Below are 10,654 nucleotides of genomic sequence, written 5' to 3' on the forward strand. Positions count from 1 at the left end.
CACACCCTGGTCAAGCGACCGACGCCCCCCACCCTCCCGACTCAGTCGTCCAGATCGATACGCACCGTAAGGAGGTCGGTACCGACCAATCGGACGGCCGCGCTGTTGGCGCGCGGCAGGGCGGCCAGGCGGGCACGCGGATCGTCGTCGGGCAGCAAGTGCGCGACACCGGTGTGCCAGCGGCCGTGCAGCCGCAGCCGGACACGATTGTCCGCCTTGATGTTCCGTACATATTGCGAACGCTCACCGAACTCGGAGACCAACCAGAACTCCCGCCCGACCTTGCGGCCACCGATCGGCGTGATCCGCGGCTGCCCGCTGACCCGGCCGGTGGTCTCCAGGAGAGTCTGGCCGGGCAGCGCACGGAGGATCGGATTGCCCAATCGGCGCTGGAACGTCGTCACCACCCGATGCTGGATATCGCGCAAGTTCGGCATGCCGCGACCGTAACACCGGCGCACCCGTCGGCAGGCTACGCGACATGCGCGATTCGGGCATCGACCAAGGTACGAGCGGGCGCGGGATGGACGCCGGCAGCCAACGGCACCGGGACGCCGATGCCCCCATCGCGTCGCGCGGTGTCGGCCGTCCGCGCCACCGCACCGGGCCGGGTACGGCACGTGATGAGCAACCGGACGAGTAACCGTGCGCGGCAACAGCGCACTGTGATGGCCGTCATAAATCTCCGGTCCCGCAATATATCTCGGGCTGCCCATGACCGGTACCCGATCGCGGGTGCCGCCCGCCGGTCCGCCGCACCTTCCTGTCCGCGAAAACTAGCGTCTGACCTCCGTTTTCCCGTCCGCCACCCGGCGCTGTGATCGCGCGTGCTCCAACGCTGCCGTGCGCGACGGCGCGCCGAGGTGACGTCCGCACTGACGAACATCCGACAAGGAATCGACCACACCCCGATCGATAGGTGAGAATTTGGCGGTGCGCACCCAGTTCACTGCCGAGCTCATCGCGTTGACCAATGACCTGACGCAGATGTGCACGCTGGCCCATGACGCCGTCGAGCGTGTCACCGACGCGCTCGTCGGCGCCGACCTCACGGCAACCTACGAGGTTTTCGCGCTCGACGAGCAGTTGCAGAAGATGTACGGCGCCTGCGAGGCGCGCACCGTGGTGCTACTCGCCCTACAGGCGCCGGTGGCCCGCGACCTGCGGCATGTGGTGACCGCGATCCAGATCGCCGGTGAGCTGTCCCGCATCGGGTGGCTCGCCAGCCGGGTCGCCGACCAGGTGTACCGGAGCCACCCCGCACACGCCGCGGAGCAACCCATCCAGGACATCCTCGCCGCGATGGGCGAGCTGGCGGCCGAGCGCACGGCCTTGGCCGGGCGTGCGGTCGCCGGTCAGCGCCTGCTGCCCGAGGAGGACACGCCCGCGGACCGCTCGATGGAAACGCTGCACCGGCAGCTGCATTCCGCGCTGCGCGACCCCGTCTCCCAGCCGTCCACCGAGGTAGCGATCGATATCGCGCTGCTGGGGCATCACCTGGAACGCTGTGCCGATCACACCGCGCGCATCGAGCGGCTCATCCGTTTCCTCGACACCGGCGTCCCCCCGACCGCCCAGCCCACCGACGACGAGTGAATCAGCGTTCTACAGTGGAGCCGTGCTGTTCGACGCCGCGGCAGGGGCACTGATCTCGGACGGCGGATTGGCCACCGAGTTGCAGGCGCGCGGCCACGACCTGTCCGACGCCCTGTGGTCGGCCCGGCTGCTGCTGGACGATCCCGCCGCGATCCGGTCCGTGCACGAAGCCTACTTCCGGGCGGGCGCCGATATCGCGACCACCGCCACCTACCAGGCTTCCTTCGAAGGTTTCGCCGCGCGCGGCCTGACCAGGGCGCAGACGGTGCGGCTCTGGCGGCGCGGTGTGGCGCTGGCCCGCGCGGCGTGCGACACGGGCGCCGACGATCGGCGACGGTGGGTCGCCGCCTCGATCGGCCCCTACGGCGCATCGCTGGCGGACGGATCGGAATACCGTGGCCGCTACGGGCGCACCGTGGCCGAATTGCGGGCCTGGCATCGACCGCGCATGGAGGTGCTCGCGGAGGCGGGCGCCGACCTGCTCGCCCTGGAGACCGTTCCCGACGTCGACGAAGCGGAAGCGCTGGTCGACCTGGTGGACGATCTCGGGGTGCCCGCGTGGCTGAGCTACACCGTCGACGGTGTGCGTACCCGGGCCGGGCAGCCGCTCGCCGACGCGTTCGCGGTGGCCGCGGGCTCGGACTCGATCGTCGCGATCGGCGTGAACTGCTGCGCGCCCGCCGATGTCGCCGTCGCGGTCGAACTCGCCGTCGGCACCGGCAAACCCGTGGTCGCCTACCCGAACAGTGGTGAGCGCTGGGATGCGGTACATCACCGGTGGATCGGCCCCGCGCGGTTCACCGCGGGACAAGCCCGGGACTGGTTCGCCCGAGGCGCGCGGATCATCGGCGGATGCTGCCGCGTGGGCCCAGCGGACATCGCCCGCCTGGCAACGGAACTCCGGGGAAGCCCGCCCGCCGGGCAGACGCCGGGCTGATCGCGCACCGGCTGGGACGACACGGCCGGTCCACGTGCTGTGTCCACGCGGCGCGAGCAGCGACGGAACGCGTTGGCGACACATCCGTACTCATGCAGTAGATGTATGGCCGAAACTGAAGATCGGCTGAGAAAATTTCGGGATACACGGACCGAACTTGCCAACCCGCGCGGCATCTATCTACTGTCTTGATACGTAGAATGAAGCGTGATCGAGACGGAGCTGATGCGTGCTGCAACCAGAGAGTAGCTTCCCTGGTCACCGGTGCCCGCCGGATGTCGATCACCCAGATCATCACGAGTGAGTCCGGGAGCAGGCGCGGCTCGACACCTCGGGACCTCCCCCTCATCAGCCCCGTGGTGTCGTCCCAGTGCGGTCTTCGGAGTGGACAACCGTCCGCACAACCGCGCGGCTCCACCGGCCTCCTCGTGATAGAACCGCCCCCGAATCGGCGCCGGCACGGCGATTCGGGGGCGGCCCCGTTCTCCGGCTCGGCCGACTCCGACGCAAGGTGCGCTGTGCCGAATGTCATACGCGCCGATCGGTTGTGCGAACGCGGCCACTGGATACCTTGACGCCGGTTACAGTTCCACGTGGGTTCGGCGTTAGGAAGTTCGATGAAGTCCACAGTGCAACGGCTGGCTCTGATCGGCATCATGGTGGCGACTTCCATCGGACTCGTCTCGTGCACAACCGTTCCGCCCGGCCAGTCGACCGCGTCGGGCTGCGGGTCCGGCGGCAAAGCCTGCGCCGACATACCGGCCCCGATCGCATCACGAAACGCGCTCGCCCTGCTGAACTCCCTGCGCGTGGCCGACCGCGCGCCCAAAACCGGCTACAGCCGCGACGAATTCGGCCCGCCTTGGTCCGACACCGTCTCGGTACCCGGCGGCAACAACGGCTGCGACACCCGCAACGACATCCTCCAGCGCGACATGACCGACGTGACGTTCAAGTCGGGCAAGTGCATCGTCGCGACCGGAACGCTCGCCGACGTCTACACCGGCAAGACGATCGACTTCAAGCGCGGCACCAAGTCCTCCGATGACGTCCAGATCGACCACGTCGTCGCGCTCTCGGACGCCTGGCAGAAAGGCGCACAGCAGCTTTCGGCCGAGCGCCGCCGCGACCTGGCCAACGACCCGCTGAACCTGCAGGCCGTGGACGGTCCGACCAACCAGTCCAAGAGCGACTCCGACGCGGCCCAATGGCTGCCGCCGAGCAAGGCTTACCACTGCGCCTACGTAACCAGGCAGATCCAGGTGAAGACGGCCTACCAGCTCTGGGTCACCGCGGCCGAGAAGGACGCCATGGTGCGGATCCTCACCGCTTGCCCCTGAGTACTGGGGAAACTCGAGCACCACAGGGACGGCCGGTCCCGCAGGTCGTCCGGACCTGCGGGACCCCCGTCGACTCAGACCGACGCGAGCTCGCGCTCGGCCGACGCGTCCCAATCGATCCGGTAGCGCTGCTCCGTCCCCATCGTCTTCTCCGGATTCATCACGGTCTTGGCCATGACCGGCAGGAGTAACTGCATGACCTTGCGCCCCACCGGTCCCGGCGTCTTGCTGTGATTGATCTTCGCCGCGCGGGCCGCGACGCCCTCCACCCGCTCGCGCCGCAAGCGCTCATAGACCGCGAACGCCTCGGAGACGGGCAGATCACGCAGGCAGCGGGCCAGCTGCACGGCGCTCTCGATCGCCAGCGACGCGCCCTGACCGGAACTGTTGGACGGCGCGTGCACCGCATCGCCCACCAGCACCATCCGCCCGCGATACCAGTGCGGCACCGGCGGCATGATGTGCAGTGCGCCGACCACCTCCAACTGCTCCTCGGTGGTGCGTCGAGCGAGTTCGCCGCCGGGGGTGTCGCCGTCGTAGGTCTCGCGCAAGATCTTCAACCAGCGCGTGCTCGGAACCGCCCGCGCCGCGGTGAGCGAGAGGTACTGCTTGTGCGGCAGGTTCGCCCCCCACGCCACCCGCCCGTCCCCGAGCGGCCAGTACAGGTAGTAGGCCCGCCGGCCGAACGCGAAGGTGATGGTATCCGGCGGGATGTCCGCGTCGCACTCGGTGGTCGCGCCGAAGCCGAGCATGCCGGTGTAGTCGGGACCGGGCGCGTTCGGGTCGATCAGCGTGCGCACCCGCGAGCGAATGCCGTCCGCGCCGATCAGCACGTCGGCGGTGGCGGTGCTGCCGTCGGCGAACCGGGCGGTGCTGCCGGACTCGTCCTCCTGCACGTCGACCAGGCGCTTGTTGTACTCGAACGGAACACCGGCCGCGACCGCGTGCCGGTGCAGGGTTCGATGCAGCTCGCTGCGATCGACCAATTGCAGCGGCGGCACATCGGCGAGGCCGGGCATCGCCAGCACCTTGGCGCCGACGGCCATGTTCATCTTCCGCACCGGCAGCGCGATCGCGCGGACCGGGTCGCCTGCGCCGATGATGTCGAGCGCGGCGATGCCGTTGGGCGCCAGCGCGAGCCCGCTGCCGATGCCGTAGGAAGGGCCGGGATAGGCCTCGTAGACGCGGGCGTCGATGCCCGCTTTGCGCAGGGCCGTCGCGACGACGGGGCCGGCGATGCCGCCACCGATCACCAGGGCGGTACGTGTTGTGGACATGGGTGTCTCCAGGATTCGTGCGATACGGGTTTCGGTTCCCGGACCGACCCACGCGCCACCCACCCGGTTATCCTGTGGTTGCCAGCCTTGTAGCCGGGTGCGCGTTCGCGGGCGCGGTTCGAGACTGTTCGATCGGGCCCGGCGGTGGTGTTGCCGCACCTTCGCCGGGTCCGGTTCTCGGCTAGTTCTCGGCCATCCCCCTCTCCACCATTTCGGCGGCCTCCGACGGCAGCGTGCCGTGCTCATGCCAGGCACGCCATTGCGCCAGTCCGGGGAAGGTGCCCTCGGTCAGCTCCGCGCGCAGTGAGCGCGTCCAGGTCGCTTCGGCTTCCAGCATCGCCAGCCCGAACTCGGATTCGATGATGAACAATCGCGGCAACGTCCCCGCGAGCTCGCCGAGTTCGCGACGCACGGTCTCGATCGTCCGGTCCAGCGCTTCGAGGCGGGCGCCGAGCAGTTCGATCACTTCGGCGGGCGGAAGCACTGCGAGGATCGACAGGCCCGCGACGAACCGGTGCTGCTCCGGTTCCGGTGTCGACAGCAGTTCCCTGGTCCAATCGGCCAACTCGGCGCGACCGGCGTCGGTGATCCGATAGATCACCCGCTCGGGCCGGGCGCCCGCCCGTTCACTGCCGACGACCTCGAGGAAGCCGACCTTGGCCATGTTCTGCACGACGGTGTAGAGCGAACCCCACTTGATCGCCATGTCCTGGTCTTTGCCCCGGTCACGCAAGGTCTGGGCGATCTCGTAGCGGTGCATCGGGCGTTCGATGATCACCGACAGCACCGCGAGTGCCAGCAGGTTGTCGACCTTGCGCTTCTTCATCGCGGCACCTCCTCCTTACTCGTAAACGAATATACGTCTGCGAGTAATTGGCCGCAAGGGTCACGCGGGTACCGTTTCCTCCGCGCGGCGTTCGCCCGGCCCGCCACGATCGAGCCGACGAGGGATCACGGCACTGATCTCGAACACCGGCTTGCGGCCGAACAGTCACCGAGCTCGCCGGCCATTGCCGACGCCACAGCCTCCGCGAGCAGGTGGGGATGGACCACCTACGCCATGTGCCCCCGCCGAGGCCGGCGGCCGGCGACGATGGTGGGCAGCGCGGTGGCCACGATGGTCTGGTCCAGCGACATGCCGGCGAATCAGCCCGGCGCGCCCTCCGGCGCTTCGTCCGTCCGCTCGATGAGCGACATCGCGATGGGGACGAGCAGATCGACGAGTTCGGCGACCGTCGGACGCGGGTCGGCGAGCACCCATTCGTGCGCGAGCCCGTTGATCGCGCCGATCAAGGCGCTCGCTGCCCACCCGGGCGCGCCGCGCACCCGCGAACCGGGCGCGACCACCGGCACGACGTGCGACTCCAGCACGGCCGCCCAGGCGTGCCTGCGCTCGCGGCGGCGGCGCTCCATCCGATCGCTCACGCCGACCACTTCGATGAAGGCGACCTTCGCGCGATAGGGATCGGAGCCGATCGATTCGAGATATGCCGTCACCACGGCGGTCATCGCGGCGCGCAGGTCGAACCGCGGGTCGAGCGCCTCGATCCGGGCGATCACGGCGCCGGCGGCCTCGTCCTGGATCCGGTCGTACGCGGCGACCAGAACGTCCTCCCTGGCTTCGAACTCCTCGTAGAACTGGCGCTTGGACAAGCCGGCGGCGGCGCACACGTCGGCCAGCGAGCAATCGGCGTAGCCGCGTTCGGCGAAGATCCGGGTGGCCGCCTCGACGAACCGCCGGCGCCGTTCGGCTTTCCGCTCCACGACGGCGCGCCCGCCGTATCGCCTGCCCACTGCCGCCGTCACATCTCCCACGGTAGCGAAATCACAGCGACCGGGAACTGCCTCGGCGCGCCCATCGGCAGCGGCCACCGACACCTACCCGCCGCGTGCCCGTGTCGCGCTCGCGTTCCGCGACACGGGCACCCGCGTCTGAGACGATCGATGTCGAAATCTACCCCTGCAACTTACTCCGAAGTAAGGTCGACTCATGGCGTGGAAACCAACTGAGATCCCGGATCAGACGGGACGCACCTTCGTCATCACGGGCGCGAACGGCGGGCTCGGTGCCGTCACGACGAAAGTCCTGGCGTCCAAGGGCGCGACCGTGATCATGGCCTGCCGGAACGCGGTCAGGGCGAAAGAGGTCGCCGGCACCATCGACGGCGACGTTCGAGTGGCCGAACTGGACCTGGCCGATCTGGCTTCGGTGCGCAAGTTCGCCGAAGAGACCGGCCGATTCGACGTCCTGGTCAACAACGCGGGACTGATGAACGTGCCGTTCTCGCGCACCAAGGACGGTTTCGAAACCCAGTGGGGCGTCAATCACCTCGGACACTTCGCGCTCACCGGACTGCTGCTGGACCGGATCACCGATCGGGTGGTCACCCTCTCCAGCATCGCGCACAAGCAGGCACCGAAACTCTGGATCGAGGACCTCGACTACGAAAAGCGTCGCTACCAGCGCAACCTCGCCTATGCGCAGGCCAAGCTGTGCAATCTGATGTTCGCGCGTGAACTGCAGCGCAGACTGCGCGAGTCCGGCTCGGCCAAGCGCTCCTACGCCGTGCACCCCGGTGTCTCGGCCACCGACCTCTTCGCACACACCGAGACCCCGCTCGATCACATCTCGAAGCCGTTCATCCGCCTGATCGGGCACTCGCCGGCCAAGGCCGCGCACTCGACCTTGTTCGCCGCGACCATGCCGGACGCCGACCCCGAGACCTACTGGGGCCCGACCCGGCTCTTCGGCGCCCGAGGCCCGGTGAAACCCTCGCCGTCCACCCGTTTGTCACGGGACAGGGAGCTGTGGCAGCGGCTGTGGAGCGTGTCGGAGCGCAAGACCGGCGTCACCTACTCGTTCTGAGCCGGGCAACGCCGGAGCGGTCAGGGGAGGCGCGGCAGGGCGGATCGGGCGTTTGCTCGGACGGCGCCCGATCGTCTCGGCATTCGAGGCCGCCCCGAAACTGGTTCCATCCGCACCCGGCCGCCGCCGCGATGATCGTGGTCACAGCAAGCGCCCGACGACGGACCTCGTTCTACGGCCCGCGTAGTAGAACAGGTACCGTAGAAGCCGTGTCCGCCTCATCCCGCCGCTCGGCACACAACCGCCCGGCCCTCATCGCGCTGGTGATCTTCGCCGCGCTGGGCTTCCTGGGGCTGGGTTGGTGGCAGTGGGAGCGGTACGAATCCGCGACCGGCAGCGCACAGAACCTCGGCTACGCGATGCAGTGGCCCCTGTTCGCGGGCTTCGCCGTCTTCGCCTACTTCCGGTTCGTCCGGCTCGAACGCGAGGCAGGCGAACCCGAGCAGAACAACGAGTCCGCCGGCGCCCCGCGCCGCGACTCCGCCACGACAAGTCGTGCCACGAAGCCACTCGCGCCCAGGGAACTCCCAGCGGGGCTGCTGCCCGAGCGCCCGAAGGCCGTCCGGGACGAGGACCCCGTGCTCGCCGAGTACAACCGCTACCTCGCCGCGCTGCACGCCAACGACGTCGAAGAACAGGTCCGCGCGGCAGACCTGCACACCCGCGAGAGGAGCGCCGGTTGACCACCAGCGAGAATTCCATCGAGACCACCGCCGCCCCGGCCCCTGCCGGGAACGAGGCCAAGATCGGTCCGGCACTGCGGCGCTATCGAGCGCTGGCCTGGATCACCGGCCTCTGGCTGCTGCTGCTCACCGGTGAGATGATCGCCAAGTACGGCTTCGGGGTGGCGACCCCCAGCTGGATCGCGGTCGTGCACGGCTGGGTGTACTTCGTCTACCTGCTGGTCACCGCCGACCTCGCGGTCAAGGTCCGCTGGCCGGTGCTGCGCACCGTCGGCACCCTGCTCGCCGGCACCATCCCGTTGCTGTCGTTCTTCGTCGAGCACGTCAACGCGAAGCAGGTCAAGCAGACCTTCGGCGTCTGAGACCGCCCGCGTCAGCGTTCGGCGAGCACCGCCAGCGCGGGCGTCAACCGGGCCAGTGCCCGCCCACGATGCGACACCGCGTCCTTCTGGGCGGGCGTCAACTGGGCCGCGGTGACATCGCCGCCTTCCGGGACGAACAGCGGGTCGTAGCCGAAACCGCCGTCGCCCACCGGCTTCCGCCCGATCGAGCCGGGCCATTCACCGCGCACCACGGTCTCCGCCCCGCCGGGCACCACCAGCGCGCAGGTGGACACGAACCGCCCGCCACGGCGCTCGTCCGGCACGTCGGACAGCTGCGCCAGCAGCAGCGCGTTGTTGGCCGCGTCGTCGCCGTGCCTGCCCGCCCAGCGCGCCGACAGCACACCCGGCATGCCGTTCAACGCGTCCACCTCGAGGCCGGAATCGTCGGCCACACAAGCCAATCCGGTGGCCGCGGCGCCGTCGCGGGCCTTGGCCAGCGCGTTCTCCTCGAAGGTCGCGCCGGTCTCGGGCGCCTCGTCGTACGGGGGAACGTTGTTCAATCCGACGATCTCGATCCCGGCGATGCCCGCCTCGTCGAGGATGCGGCGCAGTTCGTTCAGTTTCTTGGCGTTGCGGCTGGCTACCAGCAGACGGCGGGTCATCACTTCTTCTTCGACTCGGCGGGCTCCGGAAGCACGCCGGGGTAGGGCAGCGCCAGCGCCTCTTTCTGCACGATGAACAACCGCTCGCAGCTCGCGAGCGCGGCATCGAGCAGCTTGTCCAGCGTGGAGCGCGGGAAGGTGGCGCCCTCGCCGGTGCCCTGGATCTCCACCAGCGTTCCGGTATCGGTGGCGACCACGTTCATGTCGACCTCGGCGCGCGAATCCTCCTCGTAGGGCAGATCCACGCGCACCCGACCGTCGACCACACCGACGCTCACCGCGGCGATCGCACAGGAGATCGGCTGCGGGTCGGCCAGCGCGCCCGCCGCGCCGAGATAGGTCACGGCATCCGCCAGCGCCACGTAGGCGCCGGTGATAGCGGCCGTCCTGGTACCGCCGTCGGCTTGGAGCACATCGCAGTCGATGGCGATGGTGTTCTCCCCGATCGCGGCGAGGTCGATGCAGGCACGAAGCGAGCGGCCGACCAGGCGGCTGATCTCCTGGGTCCGTCCGCCGATACGGCCCTTCACCGATTCCCGCCCGCTGCGCGTGTGCGTCGCGGCGGGCAACATCGCGTACTCGGCGGTGAGCCAGCCCAATCCGGAGTCACGCCGCCACGACGGCACCCCCTCGGTGACGCTCGCGGTGCACATCACCCGCGTCTGCCCGAACTCCACCAGCACCGAACCAGCTGGATGCGTGGTGAAACCACGGGTGATCCGGACCTCGCGGAGCTCATCGTCCGCCCTGCCATCGGCTCGTCTCGACACGGCCACAGCCTACTGTGTTGGATTTCCAGCGCCTGCGGCGCTGGGTGTTCGCGGCCCCTTGGTGGCTCGCGTGTGCGCGACCGCCGCTGGCGACTTCGTCGCGGACGCGGCGGCCGCGCACACGCGAGCCGGGCCGCGAACGGAACAGGCTCGGTCTCGCTGCGCTCGAAAGACGTGGTCGAGGTGCGCTGGGCGCGTCG

Annotated in this window: 12 protein-coding genes; 6 read left to right on the forward strand and 6 right to left on the reverse strand. The window is 69.1% G+C overall.

Translation table 11 applies throughout. The features are described 5' to 3' along the window. Window positions 1-41: 41 nt before the first annotated feature. A complete protein-coding gene (locus tag ACT89H_RS27020) occupies window positions 42-437 on the reverse strand; it encodes a nitroreductase/quinone reductase family protein (protein WP_445111475.1) in 396 nt (131 codons plus the stop codon). A 496-nt stretch (window positions 438-933) separates the two neighbouring features. On the opposite strand from ACT89H_RS27020, the gene ACT89H_RS27025 reads away from it, so the two are divergent. The 3 genes from ACT89H_RS27025 (at window position 934) to ACT89H_RS27035 (ending at window position 3,873) form a co-directional block, all read left to right on the forward strand. Then, window positions 934-1,596 (forward strand): phosphate signaling complex PhoU family protein, encoded by a 663-nt coding sequence (locus ACT89H_RS27025; RefSeq protein WP_445111476.1) that lies wholly within the window; start codon window positions 934-936, stop codon window positions 1,594-1,596. Between the two features lie 49 nt (window positions 1,597-1,645). Next, window positions 1,646-2,533 (forward strand): homocysteine S-methyltransferase, encoded by an 888-nt coding sequence (gene mmuM, locus ACT89H_RS27030; protein ID WP_445111492.1) that lies wholly within the window; start codon window positions 1,646-1,648, stop codon window positions 2,531-2,533. A 617-nt stretch (window positions 2,534-3,150) separates the two neighbouring features. Further along, window positions 3,151-3,873 carry an HNH endonuclease family protein gene (locus ACT89H_RS27035; RefSeq protein ID WP_445111477.1) on the forward strand — a complete coding sequence of 241 codons (723 nt, stop codon included), beginning with the start codon at window positions 3,151-3,153 and terminating at the stop codon, window positions 3,871-3,873. Window positions 3,874-3,947: 74 nt separating this feature from the next. Here ACT89H_RS27035 and ACT89H_RS27040 read toward each other — a convergent pair whose 3' ends face one another. The 3 genes from ACT89H_RS27040 to ACT89H_RS27050 all read right to left on the reverse strand — a co-directional run bounded on the left by ACT89H_RS27040 (window position 3,948) and on the right by ACT89H_RS27050 (window position 6,956). After that, a complete protein-coding gene (locus tag ACT89H_RS27040; RefSeq protein WP_445111478.1) occupies window positions 3,948-5,150 on the reverse strand; it encodes an FAD-dependent oxidoreductase in 1,203 nt (400 codons plus the stop codon). 181 nt (window positions 5,151-5,331) lie between these two features. After that, window positions 5,332-5,976: a PadR family transcriptional regulator gene (locus tag ACT89H_RS27045; protein WP_445111479.1), complete on the reverse strand. Its 645-nt coding sequence runs from the start codon at window positions 5,974-5,976 to the stop codon at window positions 5,332-5,334. 320 nt (window positions 5,977-6,296) lie between these two features. Then, the gene (locus ACT89H_RS27050) at window positions 6,297-6,956 is read right to left on the reverse strand and encodes a TetR/AcrR family transcriptional regulator (protein ID WP_445111480.1); all 660 of its coding nucleotides are present in this window, start codon (window positions 6,954-6,956) and stop codon (window positions 6,297-6,299) included. 184 nt (window positions 6,957-7,140) lie between these two features. Between ACT89H_RS27050 and ACT89H_RS27055 the strand changes: the two genes are divergently transcribed. From ACT89H_RS27055 to ACT89H_RS27065, 3 genes are all read left to right on the forward strand, one after another. Next, window positions 7,141-8,016 (forward strand): oxidoreductase, encoded by an 876-nt coding sequence (locus ACT89H_RS27055; RefSeq protein WP_445111481.1) that lies wholly within the window; start codon window positions 7,141-7,143, stop codon window positions 8,014-8,016. A gap of 209 nt (window positions 8,017-8,225) precedes the next feature. Beyond that, window positions 8,226-8,699 (forward strand): transcriptional regulator, encoded by a 474-nt coding sequence (locus tag ACT89H_RS27060; protein WP_445111482.1) that lies wholly within the window; start codon window positions 8,226-8,228, stop codon window positions 8,697-8,699. After that, window positions 8,696-9,061 (forward strand): DUF3817 domain-containing protein, encoded by a 366-nt coding sequence (locus ACT89H_RS27065; RefSeq protein WP_445111483.1) that lies wholly within the window; start codon window positions 8,696-8,698, stop codon window positions 9,059-9,061. Before ACT89H_RS27060 ends, ACT89H_RS27065 begins: the two co-directional genes overlap by 4 nt. A gap of 11 nt (window positions 9,062-9,072) precedes the next feature. On the opposite strand, the gene rdgB is transcribed toward ACT89H_RS27065, so the two are convergent. Together rdgB and rph are read right to left on the reverse strand one after the other, a co-directional pair. Further along, a complete protein-coding gene (gene rdgB / locus ACT89H_RS27070; RefSeq protein WP_445111484.1) occupies window positions 9,073-9,684 on the reverse strand; it encodes an RdgB/HAM1 family non-canonical purine NTP pyrophosphatase in 612 nt (203 codons plus the stop codon). Continuing rightward, window positions 9,684-10,454, reverse strand: coding sequence for a ribonuclease PH (rph, locus tag ACT89H_RS27075; RefSeq protein ID WP_445111485.1), 771 nt, complete (start codon window positions 10,452-10,454; stop codon window positions 9,684-9,686). Before rph ends, rdgB begins: the two co-directional genes overlap by 1 nt. Window positions 10,455-10,654 lie beyond the last annotated feature (200 nt).

The sequence above is a fragment of the Nocardia aegles genome (genome assembly GCF_052545135.1).

Coding starts and splice junctions, on each gene's coding strand:
- ACT89H_RS27020 (WP_445111475.1), bottom strand. CDS start 437: ATGCCGAACTTGCGCGATATCCAGCATCGGGTGGTGACGACGTTCCAG.
- ACT89H_RS27035 (WP_445111477.1), top strand. CDS start 3,151: ATGAAGTCCACAGTGCAACGGCTGGCTCTGATCGGCATCATGGTGGCG.
- ACT89H_RS27040 (WP_445111478.1), bottom strand. CDS start 5,150: ATGTCCACAACACGTACCGCCCTGGTGATCGGTGGCGGCATCGCCGGC.
- ACT89H_RS27045 (WP_445111479.1), bottom strand. CDS start 5,976: ATGAAGAAGCGCAAGGTCGACAACCTGCTGGCACTCGCGGTGCTGTCG.
- ACT89H_RS27055 (WP_445111481.1), top strand. CDS start 7,141: ATGGCGTGGAAACCAACTGAGATCCCGGATCAGACGGGACGCACCTTC.
- rdgB (WP_445111484.1), bottom strand. CDS start 9,684: ATGACCCGCCGTCTGCTGGTAGCCAGCCGCAACGCCAAGAAACTGAAC.